General features: G+C 62.9%; 21 protein-coding genes and 1 pseudogene. 11 read left to right on the plus strand and 11 right to left on the minus strand.

Annotated elements, in window-relative coordinates; all coding sequences use genetic code 11:
• Positions 1-54: 54 nt before the first annotated feature.
• Positions 55-1,887, plus strand: a complete 1,833-nt coding sequence (typA, locus tag AC2TC0_RS03300) for a translational GTPase TypA (protein WP_484716055.1) — start codon at positions 55-57, stop codon at positions 1,885-1,887.
• Positions 1,888-1,890: 3 nt separating this feature from the next.
• Here typA and AC2TC0_RS03305 read toward each other — a convergent pair whose 3' ends face one another.
• A complete protein-coding gene (locus AC2TC0_RS03305; RefSeq protein WP_484716472.1) occupies positions 1,891-3,102 on the minus strand; it encodes a BaiN/RdsA family NAD(P)/FAD-dependent oxidoreductase in 1,212 nt (403 codons plus the stop codon).
• A 92-nt stretch (positions 3,103-3,194) separates the two neighbouring features.
• Here AC2TC0_RS03305 and AC2TC0_RS03310 point away from each other — a divergent pair, with 92 nt between their 5' ends.
• Complete coding sequence (locus tag AC2TC0_RS03310; protein ID WP_484716056.1) at positions 3,195-3,470, plus strand: DUF3297 family protein; 276 nt, start codon at positions 3,195-3,197, stop codon at positions 3,468-3,470.
• 2 nt (positions 3,471-3,472) lie between these two features.
• Here the strand turns inward: AC2TC0_RS03310 and AC2TC0_RS03315 are convergent, their stop codons facing one another.
• On the minus strand, positions 3,473-5,833 hold the full coding sequence (locus AC2TC0_RS03315) for a putative bifunctional diguanylate cyclase/phosphodiesterase (RefSeq protein WP_484716057.1): 2,361 nt from the start codon (positions 5,831-5,833) through the stop codon (positions 3,473-3,475).
• Positions 5,834-5,927: 94 nt separating this feature from the next.
• The gene (locus AC2TC0_RS03320) at positions 5,928-7,724 is read right to left on the minus strand and encodes a fatty acyl-AMP ligase (RefSeq protein ID WP_484716473.1); all 1,797 of its coding nucleotides are present in this window, start codon (positions 7,722-7,724) and stop codon (positions 5,928-5,930) included.
• A gap of 126 nt (positions 7,725-7,850) precedes the next feature.
• Between AC2TC0_RS03320 and AC2TC0_RS03325 the strand changes: the two genes are divergently transcribed.
• The 4 genes and pseudogenes from AC2TC0_RS03325 to AC2TC0_RS03340 form a co-directional block, all read left to right on the plus strand.
• Positions 7,851-8,432: a hypothetical protein gene (locus AC2TC0_RS03325; protein ID WP_484716058.1), complete on the plus strand. Its 582-nt coding sequence runs from the start codon at positions 7,851-7,853 to the stop codon at positions 8,430-8,432.
• A 9-nt stretch (positions 8,433-8,441) separates the two neighbouring features.
• Entirely contained in the window at positions 8,442-8,915 is a 474-nt protein-coding gene (locus tag AC2TC0_RS03330) for a DUF192 domain-containing protein (protein WP_484716059.1), read from the plus strand.
• A 138-nt stretch (positions 8,916-9,053) separates the two neighbouring features.
• Positions 9,054-9,437, plus strand: a complete 384-nt coding sequence (locus AC2TC0_RS03335) for an NADH:ubiquinone oxidoreductase subunit NDUFA12 (RefSeq protein ID WP_484716060.1) — start codon at positions 9,054-9,056, stop codon at positions 9,435-9,437.
• A gap of 224 nt (positions 9,438-9,661) precedes the next feature.
• A pseudogene (locus tag AC2TC0_RS03340) lies at positions 9,662-9,832 on the plus strand (DUF2155 domain-containing protein); the annotation flags it as partial.
• Positions 9,833-9,867: 35 nt separating this feature from the next.
• On the opposite strand, the gene aat reads toward AC2TC0_RS03340, so the two are convergent.
• Positions 9,868-10,638: a leucyl/phenylalanyl-tRNA--protein transferase gene (aat, locus tag AC2TC0_RS03345; RefSeq protein WP_484716061.1), complete on the minus strand. Its 771-nt coding sequence runs from the start codon at positions 10,636-10,638 to the stop codon at positions 9,868-9,870.
• A gap of 14 nt (positions 10,639-10,652) precedes the next feature.
• Complete coding sequence (locus AC2TC0_RS03350; protein ID WP_484716062.1) at positions 10,653-11,486, minus strand: class I SAM-dependent methyltransferase; 834 nt, start codon at positions 11,484-11,486, stop codon at positions 10,653-10,655.
• A 96-nt stretch (positions 11,487-11,582) separates the two neighbouring features.
• On the opposite strand from AC2TC0_RS03350, the gene AC2TC0_RS03355 reads away from it, so the two are divergent.
• A complete protein-coding gene (locus AC2TC0_RS03355) occupies positions 11,583-11,756 on the plus strand; it encodes a hypothetical protein (protein WP_484716063.1) in 174 nt (57 codons plus the stop codon).
• Between the two features lie 152 nt (positions 11,757-11,908).
• Here AC2TC0_RS03355 and AC2TC0_RS03360 read toward each other — a convergent pair whose 3' ends face one another.
• Together AC2TC0_RS03360 and AC2TC0_RS03365 are read right to left on the minus strand one after the other, a co-directional pair.
• Complete coding sequence (locus AC2TC0_RS03360; RefSeq protein WP_484716064.1) at positions 11,909-12,043, minus strand: hypothetical protein; 135 nt, start codon at positions 12,041-12,043, stop codon at positions 11,909-11,911.
• A gap of 10 nt (positions 12,044-12,053) precedes the next feature.
• Entirely contained in the window at positions 12,054-12,563 is a 510-nt protein-coding gene (locus tag AC2TC0_RS03365; protein WP_484716065.1) for a hypothetical protein, read from the minus strand.
• Between the two features lie 224 nt (positions 12,564-12,787).
• Here AC2TC0_RS03365 and AC2TC0_RS03370 point away from each other — a divergent pair, with 224 nt between their 5' ends.
• Together AC2TC0_RS03370 and AC2TC0_RS03375 are read left to right on the plus strand one after the other, a co-directional pair.
• A complete protein-coding gene (locus tag AC2TC0_RS03370; RefSeq protein ID WP_484716066.1) occupies positions 12,788-13,507 on the plus strand; it encodes a helix-turn-helix transcriptional regulator in 720 nt (239 codons plus the stop codon).
• 106 nt (positions 13,508-13,613) lie between these two features.
• Positions 13,614-14,336, plus strand: coding sequence for a helix-turn-helix transcriptional regulator (locus tag AC2TC0_RS03375; protein ID WP_484716067.1), 723 nt, complete (start codon positions 13,614-13,616; stop codon positions 14,334-14,336).
• On the opposite strand, the gene AC2TC0_RS03380 is transcribed toward AC2TC0_RS03375, so the two are convergent.
• A complete protein-coding gene (locus tag AC2TC0_RS03380) occupies positions 14,331-15,839 on the minus strand; it encodes a TadA family conjugal transfer-associated ATPase (RefSeq protein ID WP_484716068.1) in 1,509 nt (502 codons plus the stop codon). The two genes, AC2TC0_RS03375 and AC2TC0_RS03380, sit on opposite strands and share 6 nt — an antisense overlap.
• A 139-nt stretch (positions 15,840-15,978) precedes the next feature.
• Here AC2TC0_RS03380 and AC2TC0_RS03385 point away from each other — a divergent pair, with 139 nt between their 5' ends.
• On the plus strand, positions 15,979-16,884 hold the full coding sequence (locus AC2TC0_RS03385) for a DMT family transporter (protein ID WP_484716069.1): 906 nt from the start codon (positions 15,979-15,981) through the stop codon (positions 16,882-16,884).
• Entirely contained in the window at positions 16,884-17,348 is a 465-nt protein-coding gene (locus AC2TC0_RS03390) for a DUF6265 family protein (protein WP_484716070.1), read from the plus strand. Before AC2TC0_RS03385 ends, AC2TC0_RS03390 begins: the two co-directional genes overlap by 1 nt.
• Here AC2TC0_RS03390 and AC2TC0_RS03395 read toward each other — a convergent pair.
• The 3 genes from AC2TC0_RS03395 to atpD are packed head-to-tail and all read right to left on the minus strand — an operon-like array spanning position 17,345 to position 19,678.
• On the minus strand, positions 17,345-17,941 hold the full coding sequence (locus AC2TC0_RS03395; RefSeq protein WP_484716071.1) for a hypothetical protein: 597 nt from the start codon (positions 17,939-17,941) through the stop codon (positions 17,345-17,347). The genes AC2TC0_RS03390 and AC2TC0_RS03395 overlap by 4 nt on opposite strands.
• Positions 17,931-18,188 carry an ATP synthase F1 subunit epsilon gene (locus AC2TC0_RS03400; RefSeq protein ID WP_484716072.1) on the minus strand — a complete coding sequence of 86 codons (258 nt, stop codon included), beginning with the start codon at positions 18,186-18,188 and terminating at the stop codon, positions 17,931-17,933. Before AC2TC0_RS03400 ends, AC2TC0_RS03395 begins: the two co-directional genes overlap by 11 nt.
• Positions 18,189-18,193: 5 nt before the next feature.
• Positions 18,194-19,678: a F0F1 ATP synthase subunit beta gene (gene atpD / locus AC2TC0_RS03405; protein ID WP_484716073.1), complete on the minus strand. Its 1,485-nt coding sequence runs from the start codon at positions 19,676-19,678 to the stop codon at positions 18,194-18,196.
• Positions 19,679-19,757: the final 79 nt, after the last annotated feature.

The raw sequence follows: 19,757 nt of genomic DNA on the forward strand, positions 1-19,757 counted from the left end.
GCGCGCGCAACCGTCGGCACCGCTGACCCCCGCTCCCATAAGGCTTACTCCCCCATGTCGCTCCGCAATATTGCCATTATCGCGCACGTCGATCACGGCAAAACCACCCTCGTTGACCAGCTGTTCCGCCAGTCGGGCACCTTCCGCGACAACCAGCGCGTCGAAGAACGCGCGATGGATAGCAATGACCTGGAGAAGGAGCGCGGGATCACGATTCTGGCCAAATGCACCAGCGTCGAGCGCGAGCATGATGGCGACATGGTTCGCATCAACATCGTCGACACCCCGGGCCACGCCGATTTCGGCGGCGAGGTGGAGCGCATCCTGTCGATGGTCGACGGCGTCATCCTGCTGGTCGACGCCGCCGAAGGGCCGATGCCGCAGACCAAATTCGTGACCGGGAAGGCGCTGGCGCTGGGCCTGCGCCCTATCGTCGTCGTCAACAAGATCGACCGCAGCGACGCGCGCGCCGCCGAAGTATTGGACGAGGTGTTCGAACTGTTCCTGACGCTCGAGGCCAGCGACGAACAGCTCGATTTCCCGATCCTTTACGCCTCGGGGCGCGCTGGTTTCGCGAGCCACGACATGAATGCGCGCGATGGCGATCTCGCTCCGCTGTTCGACACCATTATCAACCATGTGCCGCCGCCGGGGCTGGACGAAGACGGGCCGTTCAGCTTCCTCGTCACCCTGCTCGACCGCGACAATTTTATTGGCCGCGTGCTGACGGGCCGCGTCCAGTCGGGCAGCCTGAAGGTCAACCAGCCGATCCACGCGTTGGACGCCGAGGGTAAGGTCATTGAAACCGGGCGCGCCTCGAAGCTGCTCGCCTTTCGCGGGCTCGAGCGCGTTCCCGTCGACGAAGCGCGCGCGGGCGACATCGTCGCCATCGCGGGGCTGACCAATGCCACCGTCGCCAACACCATCGCCGACCCAAGCGTCAGCGCCCCCATCCCGGCGCAGCCGATCGATCCGCCGACGCTGTCGATGCGCTTTGCGGTGAATGATTCGCCGATGGCGGGGCGCGAGGGGACGAAGGTGACGAGCCGGATGATCCGCGACCGGTTGATGCGCGAGGCCGAAACCAATGTCGCGATCCGCGTCACCGAAAGCGCCGACAAGGACAGCTTCGAAGTCGCCGGGCGCGGCGAATTGCAACTGGGCGTGCTCATCGAAACGATGCGGCGCGAAGGCTTTGAACTGGGCATTTCGCGCCCGCGCGTGCTCTATCAAACCGATGAAAATGGCCAGCGCACAGAGCCGTATGAAACGGTGGTCATCGACGTGGATGACGAACATTCGGGCACGGTCGTCGAAAAAATGCAGCTGCGCAAAGCCGAGCTCACCGACATGCGCCCGTCAGGCGGCGGCAAGACGCGCATCAGCTTTTCGGGCCCTTCGCGCGGCCTGATCGGCTATCATGGCGAATTCCTGTCCGATACGCGCGGCACCGGCATCATGAATCGGCTGTTCGACCGCTATGGCCCGTACAAGGGCGTGATTGCGGGGCGGCAGAATGGCGTGCTGATTTCGAACGGTGCGGGCGAAGCGGTCGCTTATGCGCTCGGCCCCTTGGAAGAACGCGGCATCCTGTTCGTTTCGCCCGGTGAGGCGCTGTATGAAGGGATGATCATCGGCGAAAATGCCAAGCCCGAAGACCTTGAAGTCAATCCGATGAAATCGAAGCAGCTGACCAACTTCCGTTCGACCGGTAAGGACGACGCCATCAGGCTAACGCCTCCAAAACGCATGACGCTGGAACAGGCGATCGCCTATATCGACGATGACGAAATGGTCGAGGTGACGCCCAAAAATATCCGCATTCGCAAGGCCATCCTTGACCCGCACGAACGCAAGAAGGCGTCGCGGAAGAAGGAAGCGGCCTAGTTATTAAACCGCCTCCCCTGCAGCTACGCCGCTGGCCCAGGCCCATTGGAAATTATAGCCGCCGAGCCAGCCAGTGACGTCGACCGCTTCGCCAATGATGTGCAGGCCGGGGACGCGCCGGGCTTCTAATGTTTGCTGCGACAGCTCGGCGGTGCTGACGCCGCCCAGCGTGACCTCTGCCTTAGCATAGCCTTCGGTGCCATTGGGGTGAAAGGGCCAGGCGGCGAGCTGGGCCTCATGGGCTGCGAGCGTGCGGTCTGGGGTGTCGGCGAGATTGCCTTGGCCTTGCAACCTCTCGGCGAGCACATCGGCCAGCCTCGCGGGCAGTGCCGCGCCAAGGGCGGCGCGTAGGGTAGCGCGCGGGGCACCACGCTTGGCGGCGACGAGCCAGCCGGCGCGATGATCGGGCAACAGGTTAAGCGCGACGGCCTCACCATGCCGCCAATAGCTGGAGATTTGCAGAATCGCGGGGCCGGACAGCCCCTTGTGCGTCAGCAGCGCGGCTTCGCGAAATTGGGCTTTACCACAGCGTGCGATCACATCGGCGGAGACGCCCGACAGTTCGCGGAACAGCACATCATCGCCGCCCAGCGTCAACGGCACGAGCGCGGGACGCGGCTCGACGATTTTGAGCCCAAACTGACGGGCAAGGTCATAAGCGAAACCGCTCGCGCCCATTTTGGGGATGCTCGGGCCGCCGGTCGCAATGATGAGGCGGGCGGCGCTGTTCTTGCTGTTGCCGTGGTCCACGCGAAACCGCTCGTCGGCGTGGGTTACGGACGTGATGGGTGCGCCGTAGGCGAAATGGACCGCACCGCCGCTCGCCGCACCCTTGGCACATTCGTCGAGCAGCATCGCAACAATCTGCCGCGCGCTGCCGTCGCAGAACAGCTGGCCCAGCGTCTTTTCATGAAAGGCGATGCCGTGCGCGGAGACGAGGTCGATGAAATGCTGCGGCGTGTAGCGGCCGAGCGCCGATTTGGCGAAATGCCGGTTGGCCGACAGATAGCGTTCCTCGGCATGGTTCGTGGTGGCATTCACATTGGTAAAGTTGCAGCGCCCGCCGCCGGAGACCAGGATTTTCTTGCCCGGTGCATCGGCATGATCGACCACCAGCACGCGCCGTCCGCGCTGCGCGGCGGTAGCGGCAGCCATCAGCCCGGCCCCGCCCGCGCCGAGAATGATCGCGTCATATGGTGCGGGTGCGGCAAGCATAAGGCGGCTTTGGCCGCTGCGCGCCATGGCGGCAAGCTTGATAAGCATGCGCACTTGCTCTAGCCGCCCGCCAACAACGGAGATTGCAGACCATGACCGATACGCCGCCCGACCATCTGTCGACCAATCCGCGCTCGCCGCACTTTGATATGGAGGTGCTGCAGCGCGGCATCGGCATCCGCTTCAAGGGCAAGGTGCGCACCGATGTCGAGGAATATTCGATCTCGGAAGGCTGGATCCGCGTCGCGGCGGGCAAATCGAAGGACCGTTTTGGCCAGCCGATGACGATCAAGCTGGCGGGCGAGGTCGAGGCGTGGTTTGAAGATATCGCCGATGGTGATGCGGCACCGGCCGCGGAAGCCGACTAAGCTCAGGCGGCGCTGACAATGCGGCCATGGCCGCTGCCGAACATGGCCATCACGTCGGCGGCGGCCATTGGGCGGCCATAATAATAGCCCTGGATTTTGCGGCAGCCGAGCGCGCGGATGGTTTCGACCTCAACCTCGGTTTCGGCCCCTTCGGCCGTCGTCGACATGCCGAGCGCGTCGGCGAGCGCGACCACCGCGCGGATAATCGCGATCGATTCGGGTTTGTTCTTGGCTGCCCCTTGCACGAAGGTGCGATCCACTTTGATCGTCGAAAAATGCGTCTTGCGCAGATAACCGAGCGAGGAATAGCCGGTCCCGAAATCGTCGAGGCTGAGCCGGACGCCCAAGGCTAGCAATTGGTCGAGCAGCTGCGTCGCGCCGCCGCCATCGCGCAGAAACACGCTCTCGGTAACCTCAATTTCCAGCCGCGCCGGGGATAGGCCGCTTTGCGCCAATGCCGACACCACGACCGAGGCAAAGCGCGGATCCGTGAGCTGTTCGGCCGACACATTGACCGCGATTTTGAGGTTAGAGGGCCAGCGGCACGCCTCCATGCAGGCGGTGCGCAGGACCCATTCGCCGATCGGGCCGATCAACCGCGCATCTTCGGCCAGCGGAATGAATTTTGCCGGCGAAACGACGCCCAGCCGCGGGTTGGTCCAGCGGACCAGCGCCTCAAACCCATCCAGCGTGCCGTCGGCCGCCTCGACCACCGGTTGGAAGTTGAGGTGGAATTCGCCGCGTTCCAGCGCGCCGCGCAATTCCTGTTCCATGACGCGCCGTTCTTCGGCCTGCGCGTGCAGCGAGGCGTCATATTGCGCCACGACATTGCCGCCGCGATCCTTGGATTTGTAGAGCGCGAGGTCGGCGTTGCGGGTGAGCGTTTCAACCGACGCGCCGTCCTGCGGCCCCAGCGCAAAACCGATGCTGGCGCCAACAAACAGCTGATGATTGTCGACGACATAGGGGCGGCTGACCGCCTCGATGATGCGTTGTCCCAGTTTTTCGGCATGCGATGCCTGGTCGAGTGCCGCCATAACGACGGCAAACTCGTCACCGCCGAGGCGACCGCACACCGCGTTGCGCGGCATCAGCGCCTTGAGCCTGGCCGAGACCTGCGCGAGCAACTGGTCACCCACTGGATGACCCAGCGTGTCGTTGACCGCCTTGAACCGGTCAAGGTCGATGATCAGCAGGGCGCAGCGCGTGCGCGTCGCGGTGGCATCCTTGAGCGCAATTTCGAGCGATTCATTGAGGTGCAGGCGGTTGGGCAGGCCGGTCAGATTGTCAAACCTGGCCATGCGCGCGATTTCGGACGCCGACTGATGCTCTGACGTGACATCAGAGCCCACGCCGCGAAAGCCCAGGAAACGGCCATTTTCATCGACGCGCGGGGAAGCGGCAAGCTCCCACCAGCGGCGCTTGCCGTTGATGGTGACGGGCACAATCATTGCCGAGAAGCTTTCGCGCCGTTTCATCCGTTCGGCCATGTCGTGCATCGCCGGGGGAAAGACGCCGCTTTCCCAGGCATCGCCCGAAATCGCCTGCAGCAACGGCATACCGTCGAGCTGTTCGACCGTCATCCCCAGCGCATAGGCAAAGCGCGGCGACACATGTTCCAGCCGCCGGCCAGGGTCGGTCTGCCAAAGCCAGTCGGCCGAGGCGTCCTCAAACTCCTTGAGCAGCAGGCTGACCGTTTCGCTCTTTTCATGCAGCGTCGCTTCGGCGCGGCGAAACAGGACATAGCCTTGCGCCGATCGCACCGTCGCCAGCCCTAGCGCGGCGCCGATGATGAACACGACAAGGCCCAGCACCGGCTCGCCCGCCATGGCAAAGGCCAGCGCCGCCGACAGGCTGACGGGCAAAATGAAGATGATGCAGGTCAACGGGATGCTGTTGACCAGGATCGTCAGCGCGACCATCAACAGCAGCGCCATGGTCCACAGCGGCAGGATATGCGTGACCGTGGGACTGAACCCCTGCAGCCAGAAAATGGGCACCCACAGCAGCGTCGTCATCGCCGCATGGCGGTTGCATTTGGCAAATTCGTCGCGGACCGCAAGGTCGCTGTTGCCAGTGTGCATGGCCTTGAAATCATTCCAGGACCACAGCGCGAAAGCAATGCTGACAGTGAACCACACCCCGGCGAGGACCGGGCTGGCGGTGCGCGCGATGTTGGTCGCGCCCACGAGCGCGACGATCAGATTAAGCACAAGACGCAGCGCGCCCTTGCCCTTCAGCGGCGCCATTTGCAGCGCGCGCAGCGCCGTGACATCCTCACCGCGTGGGCCGAAGCCCAGCAAGGTGCGAATCGGCACTTGCTGCAACTGGTGCGCGGTTGAAGGATTCTGGCCCGTGGTCACCCCGCCGGTGTAGGCCAGAGTGGTTACCGAGGCGTAAGCAAGCCTAGGAAAATGTCCCTTTTTGGGGCAGTTGGCGAAAAAAAGTCCGCCCGCATTACGCCGCCATGCGGAAAGGCTGGATCTCGCCCGACAGATATTGTGCGCGCGCCTTTGACCGGCTGAGCTTGCCCGAGCTGGTCCGCGGCAAGGTGCGCGGAGGAACCAGCTCGATCAGACAATTCATGCCGGTGATAGCGCGTACCCGATCGCGGATGGTTTCGCGCAGGATCAGCCGTTCCTTTTCGTCGCTGGTGCGGCACTGCACGAGCACCGCGGGGGTCTCCTCACCGCCGGGCGCGGTGATCGCAAAGGCGGCGATATCGCCCGACTTAAAGCCTGGCAATTGTTCGACCGCCCATTCGATATCCTGCGGCCAATGGTTTTTGCCGTTGATAATGATCATATCCTTGGCGCGGCCGACGATATAGACGTAACCCTTTGACATATAGCCCATGTCACCGGTGTCGAGCCAGCCGTCAGCCATGCAGGCGGCGGTCGCTTCGGGGTCGCGGTAATAGCCGGTCATCAGCGACGGGCCAGTACACCACACTTTACCCACCGTCTGGTCGGGCAGGGCGTTTCCGGCCTCGTCGCGCACCTCGATGGTCATATCGCGGGCCGGCTTGCCACAGTTGACAATGGCCCGATAGCGCATGGGGCGTTCGCTATCGTTGGCTGCGCCCGAAAGCTCGGTTTCCTCGACCAGTTCGACGACAATGCCTTCCCCCGGCGGCATGATTGACACTGCCAGCGTGGCTTCGGCGAGCCCATAGCTGGGCAGAAAGGCGCTGGCCTTGAACCCGGCATCGGCAAAGGCGTCGACAAAGGCCTGCATCACGTCGGGACGGATCATGTCGGCGCCATTACCCGCGACGCGCCAGCGCGACAGGTCGAAACGGTCGGCGACATGGCTCTGACTGGAAATGCGGCGTGCGCAAATGTCATAGCCGAAGGTGGGCGAATAGCTGAGCGTCGTCCCGGCGTTGCGGCTGATCAGGTCAAGCCAGGCGAGCGGGCGGCGCGCGAAATCTTCGGTCTTGAGGTAATCGACCGACACCTGGTTGGCCACGGGCGACAGGAAACAGCCGACTAGGCCCATATCATGGTACCAGGGCAGCCACGACACGCAGCGGTCGGTCTCGCACAGCTCCATGCCGTGACTGTGCGCGGCGAGATTGTTGAGCAGCGCGGCGTGGGTGACGGCGACGCCGTGCGGGAAGCGCGTCGAACCGCTGCTGTACTGGAGGTAGCAGGTTTCATCGCTGCGCTGCTGCGGCAGCTCGGCAACCGGCGCAGCGCGCGTCGCAAAACTGGCCCAATCGATGCCGGTTACGCCCTTTGCCACGGCCGCATCGCCGGCCATGCCAGCGATTTCGGGCGGGTAGAACAGGATGGCCGGATCGCAGCTGTCGAGCTGGACGCCGATCTGTGCGACATAATTGTCGCGCCCGCCAAATGAGGTCGGCAGCGGTAGGGGAACCGGCCAAGCCCCGGCGTAGATGGCGCCAAAAAACAAGGCGGCAAATTCGGGGCTGGTTTCGGCGATCAGCGCGATACGGTCGCCCGGCTTGATGCCCGCCGCCATCAGCCGGTAGGCGGCCGCCAGCGCGTCAGCGCGCAGCTCGGCATAAGGATAGGGGCGCGCCAGATTGCCGCGCGGATCGTGAAAATTGAGCCCGCGGGCGCCCTTCGCCGCATAATCCAGCGCCTCGCCCAGCGTGGCAAAATCGGAAAAGCGGCGGGGCAGGCTGTCGGTCGTGGCGGTCGGCGCAAGCGCTGTGTCGGTCGTGGTCAATGCGGTTTCCTTGGGGGGTGATCGGTCCGTCAGCGACGCGTCCGTTGCGCGATCCATCATGATGACCAACCTCCCGCGACATTATCTTGTTGGGGGCGACCCAAGGGAGCCGCCGTCGGTGGATGTGGGAGATGCCGCCGACAATCGTTCGCAATCAGGCCCGACTGTGGCATAAACATGGCGATGGCCCGCCGCACATTTTCCGATCTTGCTACCCGCAACAAGCCGCGCCCGCTGGATCAAGCCGCGCTAGAGGCGCTGGCGCTGCATTATGTCGGCCGCTTCGCCACCAGCGAGGCACGACTTGCCCGCTATTTGGGGCGAAAGCTTTTCGAGCGCGGCTGGGACGATGCAGGCTCTTCGGGCGATGCGGTGCAGGCGGCGGTCGCGAAATGCGCGCGGCTGGGCTTTGTTGATGATGCCGCCTTTGCGGCGCAGCGTGGCGGTGCGCTGGGCCGGCGCGGCCTCGGCGAGCGGCGGCTGCGGGCGCAGCTGAACGTCGACGGGATCAAGACCGAGGTGGCCGCGCCCGTGCTGGAACATGCCCGTGATGAGCGGCTGTCCACCGCGCTTGCTTATGCGCGGCGGCGGCGGCTGGGACCATTCGGCGCCGGGATGCCTGCCGACCCCAAGGCTCGCGACAAGATTTTGGCAGCATTCCTGCGTGCTGGGCATGACAGTGCGACGGCGCGGCGCATCTTGGCAATTGCACCGGGCGACGCCGCCGCGCTCGCCGAACTGGACGATGAAGGCAATGCGCGATAGCGTGCAGCAATGATCCGAATTCTTGCCTCGCTTCGTTTGATCCTGCTGGTGCTGATGGCGGGCTTTGCATTGCCGCTTACCGCCTGTGCCAGCGGCGGAAGCGAAGCGGGCGCGGCGGCCGAGACGGTGGTGACGGTGCGGCAGGGCAACCAAGCCCACCGCTTCACGGTCGAGGTAGCGCGCACGCCCGAGGAGCAGGCACGCGGGCTGATGCACCGCACCAGCCTGGCCCCCGACCGCGGCATGTTGTTTCCCTTTCCCACGCCCAAATTTGCGAGCTTCTGGATGAAAAATACCTTCATCCCGCTCGATATCATCTTCATCCGCGCCGACGGCAGCATCGACCGCATTGCCGAAAACACGATCCCCGAGTCGCTTGAGCCGGTGGTCAGCGGCGGCGAGGTGGCCGCGGTGCTGGAAGTCGCGGGAGGCACGGCGGCGCGGCTGGGCCTGGATGAAAGCGCGACGGTCAGCTGGAAATAGTTGGGCCAAAAAGGGCAGACTATTTCCCCTTTCCATCACCATCCCCAACCTGTTTCAGGGTAACGCGCAGTCGGGAAACGCGGGCGCAAATTTCTCGACGCTTGCCCTTGGCCTACCATAGCGGCTAAGCGCCGGGCCATGGGTTTGCTCGGCAAGATTTTCACCTGGTGGGATGGCGCGACCATCGGCACGTTGCTCGACAGCTGGCGCCACGGCGAGGCTGTGGGCGAGGATGCCGAGGGCAACCGCTATTTCCGCAGCCGCGACGGCAAACGGCGCTGGGTCATCTATAATGGCAGCAACGACGCCAGCCGGGTGCCGCCCGAATGGCATGGCTGGCTGCACGGCACGTTCGATGAATTGCCCGATGCCATCCTGCCCGCGCCGCGCGCGTGGCAGGCTCCGCCTGAGCCCAATCTGACCGGCACGGCCGCGGCCTATCGCCCGGCCGGCGCGCTTGAGCGTGGCGGCCGGCGCGCTGCGGCAACCGGCGATTATGAAGCGTGGCAGCCGGGCAGCTGATGCGGCGGCGGCTTTGCGTTGCTGTTGGCCTCGCCACACTGCTGCTGGCGGGGTGTAATCAGGCCCCCGACGGCGGGCCGGTGTCGTCCAAGATTGAACCCAAAATCGCCCGCGCGCAGACGCCCAAACAGCAGGGCGGCACCGCTGGAGTGACGCCGATGGCCGAGCGCGTCGCCGTGATCGCATTGCTCAACAAGCGCAACGGGTTGGTACAGGATCTGGAAATGCGCCCCGGCGACAATGCGCGGGTGGGCCGTGCCATTGTCCGGCTGCGCGCCTGCGAAACGACGCCGCCATGGGAATCGCCGCCCGAAACCGGTGCGTTCGTGCAATTGAGCGTGCAGGAGCAGCGCGACGACCAATGGTACCGCGTCTTTTCGGGATGGCTGTTCAAGGAGCGGCCCGACCGCAACATTGTCCAGCACCCGATTTACGATGTGTTCGTTAAAAGCTGCACGATGCGTTTTCCAGGCGGCGAGGCGGTCGAGCGCACCGTGCCGGGGGCTGCACCCAAGGCCACTCCCGCGGCATCCAGCGCGCCCCAATCCCCGGCGGAAAATGGCGGCGAGGGTGGTGTGTCCGCGCCTGTCGCGCCGCCTGCTCCGGCTGCACCCGAGCCGCCCGCCAAAGCCGAATAAAGCAGTTTCAGATAGTCGCGCTGCGGCAGTTCAATTGCGCCCAGCGAAGCGAGGTGCGGCGTGATGAACTGACAGTCGAGCAATTGCCAGCCCCCCACCCGCAACCGCGCAACCAGATGCGCCAGCGCGACTTTCGAAGCGTCGCGGGCGCGGCTGACCATCGATTCGCCGAAAAAGGCCCGGCCCAGCGTGACCCCGTACAGCCCGCCCACCAGCGTGCTGCCTTGCCAGCATTCGATGCTGTGCGCGTGGCCACGGGCGAACAATGCGGCATAGCTTGCCTGGATGACGCTGTTGATCCAGGTCGAAGGCCGGTCGGGCGCGGCTTCGGCGCAAAGCCCGACCATCTCGGCAAAAACCGTATCGGTGGTGACGGTGAAACGGTCGCTCGCGATGACCTTTTTCAGGCTGGTTGACAGCCGAAAGCCGTTCAGCGGCAAAATGGCCCGAACGCGCGGCTCGACCCAATGCACCGACGGGTCGTCCGCGCTATCGGCCATGGGGAATAGCCCCTGCGCGTAGGCGCTGAGTAGCAGCGCGGGGTCGATGACTTGTGGCGGCATCGACCCCGAACCGATTATTTCGCCGGTTTGACGAACTTCAGCGTCATGCGGTCCGATTCGCCAATGGCGAGATATTTTTCGCGATCCTTGTCGCCCTCGCGCAAATTGGGGGGCAGCGTCCACACGCCCTTTTCATAATCCTTGGTATCTTTGGGATTGGCGTTGATCTCGCTCTTGGCGACCAGCTTGAACCCAGCGGCCTCGGCATAGGCGATGACCGAGCTTTCCTTCATATAGCCCGATTTTTCTTCCATGGTGACGGGCTGATCCTCGTTCAGCCGGTGCTCGACCACGCCCAGCGTGCCGCCAGGCTTCAGCATGGCGAAGATCTGGCGAAACGCGTTGGCGGTATTGTCCGCGCCGCCAAAGCGCCAGTTGTGGACGTTGCGGAAGGTCAGCACGACATCGGCGCTGCCATCGGCGACCTTGGGATTGGTGCCGGCATTGGGAAATTCGGCGAGCTTGATATTGCCATACAGCTCGGGTTTGGCGCCCTGCCATTCCTTGATACGGTTCAGGCCGCGTTCCCACGGCGCGGCGGCGTAATAGGTGCCGCCGCCGGCGTTGGCATGCGGGGCCAGAATCTCCGTGTACCAGCCACTGCCCGGCCACAGCTCGACCACCGTCTGCCCGGGCTTTAGTCCGAAAAATGCCAGCGTGGCGGCAGGATTGCGAAATTGGTCGCGCGCCAGATTGGTGGGCGTACGCGTGGGGGCGGCGACGGCGGCGTCAATTGCGGCCTTGGCGCTCGCGGTGCTCTTTGCGGCAGGGGCTTCGTCGGCGTAACTGGCGCAGGCGGCCAGTCCGGCGGCCAGCGGCAGGATTGCAACTTTGGCTAAAAGGCGCATAGCGCGTCTCCCGTTGAGTATGTGCTTGCGCGGCATCCCGGCCGGGACCCGCGAGGTCGTTACAGTGGAGCAACGAAGGTCGCCATGCAAGGTTCCATGCTGACGCTTGGGGTTGCCGCGACGGCGCTGACCGCAGTCGCGGCCTTTGCCGATTGCCGCCGCCGCAACCGCGCCGATCTGGATCGGGTCGGCTTCATGCCCTGGCCGCTGATCAGCGTTGTGGGCGTGATGACGGCGCTGTTTGCTTTTGCGCTGGCGCTGAAGGCATAGGCCCTCTGTTTGGGCTGCTGCACAAAGGTAGGAAGAGCATTACCAAGCGGTGGCGGATCAGTCAGTTGCGAGATACGCTTTCGATGGACTGCGAACTGTGCTAATCGCCAAAAGATAAGAGAAACGTCACCGGGTCCGGAGGAATATCAGTGTCATCGATAAAGGCCGGTGTGTGCCGTGTCGCTCAAGTGGAGCAGCTTGTGGGCGATATCGAACGATGCATTGCCACAGCCGACCGGCTGGATCTTGGTCTGGTCGCGGCGCGATTGACCGATGTTCGCGAACAAATACTGCTTGTTACGGATGCTGATGCACAGGCAAAACTGCATTCGGCATCAGGTTTGCCATCTCATTCGTCAAGGATGCAATAGCTTTCAGATTATTGCCTGCCGCTTCGTCGCTCAGCAGATACGCCATTTTTTCAATACCCAAGGGCGTCAGCTCGACAAAGACACGGCGCCCGTCCCGGCTATCCGCTATCTTGCGCGCAAATCCATCGCGTACGATCAGATCCAAATAGCGCAGCATGGTTGTCTGTGGAACGCCTGCTACCAAGCCTAGGGCCGTTGTGCTAACCGGCTGCTGCTTCAGGTGGGCGGCATAAAGATCAAGTAGAATGTCCCATGCCGGATCCGAAAAATAGCCGGCTGGAAAGAGTTGGTCACGCCTTTGCTTAAATTCAATCTCTCCTTTGCAATGTCTTCGCTCTACTGATCTGTTCAGCGTCTGGCTAACGCTTTCCTCCAGCTTCTGGACCAAGCGCAAAAGTTCTCGCAATTGCTGCTTTTCGCTCTCGGAATATATCATTATCCCTCCATAGCCGTTGGGAAACCCCTCCACGTTGGTATATATGTCGGCACAGCAACAATCGACATTTTTTTTGTCACGTAATTGCGGGACGGTAATTCCCCGTAGAACGATCTTGCAAAATTGCGGTGGCAGGCGCTAAATGTTTGTGCTAAATTGAAACGAGTGGATCGCATTGCGCATGAAGTGTCGCAAGTAAGGCTGTTTTTCTGGGGGGGGCGACCATGAGGCAGACAACCGGCGAAGTCACGTTCTCCGATATCGCGTCAACCGAAGAAGTAATCAGCGCGTTTCAGAATGTCGCAGTGGGGATGGAAGTCAATCGGTGCGCTATCCTCGCGCCCCAGCCGTTTCATTTCAGTGCGGCCACTGAAACATGCATTTTTCATTGGGGCCTCGATGACCATTGGGTGTCCAAATACCGCGCAATATTGGCAATGCGGATCGATCGCATTCCTGACGCGATAATTGATCGAGCACGGCCAATCTTGTGGCGCGATATGGCTAAGTGGTCAGCGATTTCCAGCGAAAATATGCAGGTGCTAAACGAGTTCTTCAGCGCGCACGGCCGGGGCGGAATTTCCATTCCGCTCTATGGCCCTTATGGGCATCAGGCCTTGCTCTCTTTGTCCTTTGCGACGCCAATTGAGAGTATTGATGAGCCTCGCGTGGTAGAATTGACCCGCATCGCCATGCTGGCGCACCGCCAATATGTTAAGTTGAAGCGCAATACGCTTGTTCCCAGCCTCGCTTTGTCAGACCGGGAGCGGCAGGTACTGGCACAAATCGCGGGGGGTTGCAGCAAGAAGCAGGTGGCCAGGAATCTGGGCCTGTCCGCAAGCAGCGTCGACACCTACCAACGGCGCATTTTCTTTAAATTGGAGGTCGAGGACCGCACTTCTGCGGCGATCAAGGCCTTGTCAATGGGCCTTATCAAACTGTAATGTTTTGGAATATTGCTTGTGAGTAACCATGATTGGTTAGAGTTCGGACAGGATTGGAACTCACCACTTTGCACCGAGTTATAGCTCAGTCGCTCGGAAGGCAGAGATGGTTTTTCCCAAGCAAAACAGCTTTGCACATTACGCAGATCCAGAAGAGGTCATAGCCGATTTTCGGCGCGCGGCTGAGTTCATGGGTGCCACCAGGCTGAGTGTGACGGTGCCGGTTCCGTTCCATGCGTCAGCAAATGCCGGTACGTATTTTTACAATTGGAATTTTCTCGGTTCCTTAGCGGATCGATATCGCGATGCGCTGCGGCGCGGAACAGCTTTGATTCCCGACCTCATCATTGATGGTGGCAAGCCTGTGCTTTGGCGCGATATTGCAGATGGCGCTGCGTTCAATTTGTCGCCGGAACGGCGGAAAATTTTTCGGGATTTCGTGGGCCACCACACCGAGGACGGAGTTTCCATCCCGCTCTACGGACCATTTGGCCACCGCGCCCTGTTGTCGATCACATTTGCGCCACCCGTGACCGATCCTAGCGACCAGCGTATCGATGCAATCACGAGCTTGGGGACAGCGGCCTATGCGCGTTATGTCGAGCTGGTCCGGAGAAGCCAAAGCAGAAAAGTCAATCTGTCTGCCCGCGAGCAGGAAGTTCTGGCGCATGTGGCAGCCGGAAGGACAACCAAAGAGATGGCGCGCCTGATGGAGCTGTCTCCCTCGAGTGTGGACACATATTTGCGCCGAATATTCGAAAAGCTTGAGGTCGATGATCGCACTGCTGCAGCGGTGAAGGCGCTGTCGCTGGGCTTGTTCAAATTATAGGCACGCCTCGAGGTAGGGCTGATCGAACCCATATTGGCGCGCTTTTTCGAGCGTGTAGGGGCGCAGGCCCATCGCGCGATACTCGCCGACAATCTTGCCGTCGGCCGACTCGTCGAGATATTCGAACTTGAACAATTCCTGCGTTACGATGACGTCGCCTTCCATCCCGATCACCTCGGTGACGTTGGTGACGCGGCGCGAACCGTCGCGCAGACGCTTGATCTGGATGATGAGATCAACCGAATCGGCGATCTGTTTCGAAATCGCCTCTTTCGGAATTTTGATGTCGCCCATCAGCACCATGTTTTCCATACGGCCAAGGCACTCGCGCGGGCTGTTGCTGTGCAGCGTACACATCGATCCATCGTGGCCGGTGTTCATCGCGGCGAGCAAATCGAAACATTCGGCGCCGCGAACCTCGCCCATGATGATGCGGTCAGGGCGCATACGCAGCGCGTTCTTGACGAGGTCGCCCATATGAATGGCGCCGTTGCCCTCTAGGTTCGCCGGGCGCGTTTCGAGCGGCAACCAGTGCGGCTGCTGCAGCCGAAGTTCGGCAGCGTCCTCGATGGTGAGCACGCGTTCGCCGGGGTCGATCATTTTCGACAGGGCATTAAGCATCGTCGTCTTGCCCGAACCCGTGCCGCCCGAGATGACGATGTTGAAGCGGCTCGCGCCCGCGATCTTGAGCGCGGTGCACATTTTCTGGCTCATCGCGCCCCACTGGCACAGCATGTCGAGCGTAATCGGCTTTTCGGAAAATTTACGAATGGAGATGGCGGTGCCGCGCAAGCTCAGCGGCGGGACGATCACGTTGACGCGGCTGCCGTCCTTCAAACGGGCGTCGGCCAGCGGGGTGGTCTGGTCGACGCGGCGGCCAACCTGGTTGCAGATGCGCTGGGCGATCTGGAACAGATGCTGTTCGTCGCGGAACTGGATTCCGGAAAGCTGCAGCTTGCCCTCACGCTCGATATAGGTCTGGTAGGGACCATTGACCATGATGTCGCTGACCTTCGGATCAGACAGCAATTCTTCGAGCGGTCCGAACCCCAGCAGCTCGTCAACCAGCACTTTTTCCAGCGCAAATTGTTCGCGGCGATTGAGCGTGATGCGCAGCTCAGCGAGCACCTCGAGGATGATCGGGCGGAATTCTTCGGTCAGCTCGTCCTTCGACAGCGTGGCCGCCGCCTCGGGGTCGACGCGTTCGAGCAGGCGCGGCAACACCTGTTCCTTGATCTTGTGAACGCTGGCTTCGAACCCTTCAACCCGCGCGGGCTCCATCGCCTCGGCGGTGGAGCGCGCGTTCAGTCGGTCAATGGCATCGCTTTGGGGGTCGGCGGGTCCGGCATCACTGATCGGCAGGGGAACGGCATCGAGCGCCGGGAACTGGGCACCGCCGGCAGGTGCGGCTGCGGCTCCCGCCGGGCCGCTGCCTTGCATCGGGCGGGCCACACCAAAGGCAGGGCGGCCAGCGGCTCCGGGGCGACGTCCAAATGCGCTCATCGTTTCCTATCCCGCTTCTTCAATCCATCAGACGGCTTGTGCCGCCAAAGTGCCGCACAAACCTCTCCGATAAAGGTGAATAAGCCGGAAACTTTGACATTATCCTAATGCACCTCCACTGCCCTTTACGAAGGGTGAAATGACGCAAAACTTGGATATTCGCGCGGCCTGGATGCTTGGTCTGAGCGGCTTTGCGCTGCTTTCGTTGGGCGACAGCGTGGTTAAATCCATCGCGGGTGAATGGCCGGGAACGGCCGCAGCGGCGCTGCGTTTTGCGCTGGGTGCGGCTGGACTGGGCGTGATTTTGTGGCTCCGCGAAGGCCGCGCCGGATTTGCTGCGCCACGTCTCGGGTTGCAGGCGGCGCGCGGCGCGGCGCTGGCGCTCGCTTCGTGCATGTTCTTCCTGGCGGTCTATGCCATGCCGCTGGCCGAAGCGACGGCGATCCAATTTGTCAGCCCAATGCTCACCGCGCTCCTGTCGGCGTGGTTGCTCCATGAACGCATCGGTGCGCGAACTTGGGGCGCGATCCTGCTGGCCTTTGCTGGAGTGCTGATTGTCCTGCGCCCCAATGTCGCGGAACTGGGCCCCGCCGCGCTGCTGCCACTGGGCGCGGCGGTGGGGATGGCGGCGCTGGTCCTGCTCAACCGGCGCAGCGGCGCAGACGTATCGCCGCTCGCCGCGCAATTTTTCGTCGCTGTTTTTGCAGCTCCCTTTCTGCTGGTGGCGGCGGTGGCGGGGCATGTCAGCGGGGCGGAGGCTCTGACGATTGGCTGGCCCGACGCCGGCGTAGTGGCGCGCTGTGCGATGGTTGCGGTGACCGCCTCGACCGCCCACTGGCTGCTCTATCGCGCCACACTGCGCGCTTCGGCGGCGGCGATCGCGCCGACTGTCTATATCCAGATTGTTGCTGCCACGCTGATCGGCATTGTCTGGTTCGGCGACTGGCCCGATGCGGTGGCGATTTCTGGCACCGCGCTGATCATCGCCGCCGGGCTGTGGCTGTGGTATGGCGGGCGTGCCGGGGGGCAGGAGGGCAAGTCATAATGCTGCGGATGATTGTGGTTGCAGGCGCGCTGGCGCTGGCCGCCCCGGTGCTGGCAAGCGAGCAGATTGCACTGCCCGACTGGTTGCACGGTGCCTGGAGCGAAGCACGCGAGGGCGGAAGGTGGGCCGACGAGTTTTGGACCCCGCCGCGCGGCGGGCTGATGATCGGCGCAGCGCGGGTGGGCGATGGCGAACGGATCACGGTGTTTGAACATAGCCGGATCGTCCGAATGCCCGACGGCAATCTTGTGTTTATCGCCCAGCCCTTTGGCAACGCTGCGGCACATTTTCCGCTGGTGGCGTCGGGTGATAACATGCTCGAATTCGCCAACCCGGCGCATGATTATCCGCAGCGCATCCGTTACTGGCGCGAAGGCAAAGATCTGCGCGCGCGCGTGTCGTTGATGGACGGGACCAAGGCGATGGAGTGGCGCTACCGCCCGATGGGCGCGCGGCCGGATTAACTGCCCTCGGGCAATGTGACTTCCGGCGGGACGGGGTTTACGGTGGTCATGACGCGCAGCTGGCTGCCGGGAACCGATCCCACGAACATATTGATCAGCCAGGGCTGACCGCCCGCGCCATCGACCTTCAGGAAGATGCGACGCTGGACATTCGGGGTTCGCTGCGAAGCGGAAACCTCTTTCCAGCCGCTGGCGACAAGCGCCGTCGCTGTGCCATCGCCGTTGGTCGCCGGGTCCTTGCTCAGCAAGATGGTGCGGCATCCGGGCATCCGGCCGCCTGCGGCAAAAACCACCACATCGTCGCCGCTCGCGCGCTGGCCGATAAACGAGTTCGAGATCAGGCCAGTTGCATCGCGCCCCAGCGCGTCATAGGCCGCTTTCTGCAGCCCGACTTCCAGCCCGGCATCAATCAGCACCTGATTGTCTTCGACCAGGCCTTTTCCCAGCGCGATTTCGCCAGCTATCAGCCGGTAACAGCCGCGTAAGGTGGTCTCAGCGAGCGCTGCGCCGCTGTCCGGTGCTGCTTCCTGCGCGGCCAGCGGTTGCGCGGCGAGCGCCAGCACCGCCGCAGCGGCAGCGCGCTTAAGCGACAACCCGTTCGGCCAATATGGTCAGGCCCGTTTCGCTCACTTCGGCAAAGCCGCCCTCGACATTGATCACCTCGGGCGCAGCCCCGGCGCTGGCATAGACCGTCACCGGCCCGTTGCGCAGCGTGGACATGAACGGGGCGTGGCCCTCCAGCACCGAAAATTCGCCCTCGGTTCCCGGCACGGTGACCATATGGACGCTCTCGCTGCGCTCAAGGCGGGCGGGGGTGACGAGTTCGAACTTGAGGGGCATGATGCTTACGCCGCGTCCGCTGCCAGCTTCTGCGCTTTGGCAACCGCTTCGTCGATGCCGCCGACCATATAAAAGGCGGCTTCGGGCAGATGGTCATATTCGCCGTCGACCACCGCCTTGAACGATTTGATTGTGTCCTCGACCGCCACGAACTTGCCGGGGATGCCGGTGAACACTTCGGCGACGTGGAACGGCTGCGACAGGAAGCGCTGGATCTTGCGCGCGCGCGCAACGGTCAGCTTATCTTCCTCGCTCAGCTCATCCATGCCCAGAATGGCGATGATGTCCTGCAGCGATTTGTACTTTTGCAGCGTTTCCTGAACGCGGCGGGCGGTTTCATAATGTTCCTGACCCACGACGCGCGGCTCGAGCACGCGGCTGGTCGAATCGAGCGGGTCAACCGCCGGATAGATGCCCAGCTCCGAAATGGCGCGCGAGAGCACGGTGGTCGCGTCCAAGTGAGCGAAGGAGGTTGCGGGAGCGGGGTCGGTCAAGTCGTCCGCCGGCACGTAAATCGCCTGCACCGAGGTGATCGAGCCCTTGTTGGTCGAGGTGATGCGCTCCTGCAGCGCGCCCATGTCGGTCGACAGGGTCGGCTGGTAACCCACCGCCGAAGGAATGCGGCCGAGCAGCGCCGACACTTCCGAACCCGCCTGGGTAAAGCGGAAGATGTTGTCGACGAAGAACAGCACGTCCTGTCCTTCCTGGTCGCGGAAATACTCCGCCATGGTCAGGCCCGACAGCGCCACGCGCGCGCGCGCGCCTGGCGGCTCGTTCATCTGACCGAACACCAGCGCCACCTTCGACCCCTCAGGGGTCGGATTGCCGTCGGCGTCCTTGGCGATAACGCCCGCGTCGAGGAATTCGTGATAAAGGTCGTTGCCCTCGCGCGTGCGTTCGCCAACGCCTGCGAACACCGACACGCCGCCGTGGCCCTTGGCGATATTGTTGATCAGTTCCTGAATCAGCACGGTCTTGCCGACGCCCGCGCCGCCGAACAGGCCGATCTTGCCGCCGCGCGCATAGGGGGCGAGCAGGTCGATCACCTTGATGCCGGTGACCAGAATCGCCGCTTCGGTCGACTGATCGACAAATTCGGGGGCCTTGGCATGGATCGGGGCCGACAGCTTGGCATTCACCGGGCCACGCTCGTCGATCGGGTCGCCAACGACATTCAGAATGCGGCCCAGCGTTTCGGGGCCGACCGGCACGGTGATCTGCGCACCGGTGTCGGTCACTTCCTGACCGCGGGTGAGGCCGTCGGTCGCATCCATCGCGATGGTGCGGACGGTGTTTTCGCCGAGGTGCTGCGCGACTTCGAGCACCAGCCGGTTGCCGTTGTTGGTCGTTTCCAGCGCCGACAGAATCGCGGGCAGTTCATTGTCGAAGCGCACGTCAACGACGGCGCCGATCACCTGCGCGATGCGGCCGACATTGTTGCTGGTCGCCTTGGCGGCGGCGGGCTTCTTGGTCTTGGTGGCGGTGGCCATGATATCTTACCTTCTTGCCTTTTCGTGCCCCGGGGGGGGGGGGGGGGGGGGGGGGGGGGGGGGGGGGGGGGGGGGGGGG

It is taken from the genome of Sphingopyxis sp. sgz302558 (assembly GCF_057220455.1).

Bases quoted from the DNA above. Each gene is read 5' to 3' on its own strand.
- AC2TC0_RS03370 (WP_484716066.1), top strand. From the start codon at position 12,788: ATGAGGCAGACAACCGGCGAAGTCACGTTCTCCGATATCGCGTCAACC.
- AC2TC0_RS03375 (WP_484716067.1), top strand. From the start codon at position 13,614: ATGGTTTTTCCCAAGCAAAACAGCTTTGCACATTACGCAGATCCAGAA.
- AC2TC0_RS03380 (WP_484716068.1), bottom strand. From the start codon at position 15,839: ATGAGCGCATTTGGACGTCGCCCCGGAGCCGCTGGCCGCCCTGCCTTT.
- atpD (WP_484716073.1), bottom strand. From the start codon at position 19,678: ATGGCCACCGCCACCAAGACCAAGAAGCCCGCCGCCGCCAAGGCGACC.
- aat (WP_484716061.1), bottom strand. From the start codon at position 10,638: ATGCCGCCACAAGTCATCGACCCCGCGCTGCTACTCAGCGCCTACGCG.
- typA (WP_484716055.1), top strand. From the start codon at position 55: ATGTCGCTCCGCAATATTGCCATTATCGCGCACGTCGATCACGGCAAA.
- AC2TC0_RS03390 (WP_484716070.1), top strand. From the start codon at position 16,884: ATGCTGCGGATGATTGTGGTTGCAGGCGCGCTGGCGCTGGCCGCCCCG.
- AC2TC0_RS03325 (WP_484716058.1), top strand. From the start codon at position 7,851: ATGGCCCGCCGCACATTTTCCGATCTTGCTACCCGCAACAAGCCGCGC.
- AC2TC0_RS03335 (WP_484716060.1), top strand. From the start codon at position 9,054: ATGGGTTTGCTCGGCAAGATTTTCACCTGGTGGGATGGCGCGACCATC.
- AC2TC0_RS03350 (WP_484716062.1), bottom strand. From the start codon at position 11,486: ATGCGCCTTTTAGCCAAAGTTGCAATCCTGCCGCTGGCCGCCGGACTG.
- AC2TC0_RS03310 (WP_484716056.1), top strand. From the start codon at position 3,195: ATGACCGATACGCCGCCCGACCATCTGTCGACCAATCCGCGCTCGCCG.
- AC2TC0_RS03355 (WP_484716063.1), top strand. From the start codon at position 11,583: ATGCTGACGCTTGGGGTTGCCGCGACGGCGCTGACCGCAGTCGCGGCC.
- AC2TC0_RS03330 (WP_484716059.1), top strand. From the start codon at position 8,442: ATGATCCGAATTCTTGCCTCGCTTCGTTTGATCCTGCTGGTGCTGATG.
- AC2TC0_RS03400 (WP_484716072.1), bottom strand. From the start codon at position 18,188: ATGCCCCTCAAGTTCGAACTCGTCACCCCCGCCCGCCTTGAGCGCAGC.
- AC2TC0_RS03320 (WP_484716473.1), bottom strand. From the start codon at position 7,724: ATGGATCGCGCAACGGACGCGTCGCTGACGGACCGATCACCCCCCAAG.
- AC2TC0_RS03305 (WP_484716472.1), bottom strand. From the start codon at position 3,102: ATGCTTGCCGCACCCGCACCATATGACGCGATCATTCTCGGCGCGGGC.
- AC2TC0_RS03385 (WP_484716069.1), top strand. From the start codon at position 15,979: ATGACGCAAAACTTGGATATTCGCGCGGCCTGGATGCTTGGTCTGAGC.
- AC2TC0_RS03365 (WP_484716065.1), bottom strand. From the start codon at position 12,563: ATGATATATTCCGAGAGCGAAAAGCAGCAATTGCGAGAACTTTTGCGC.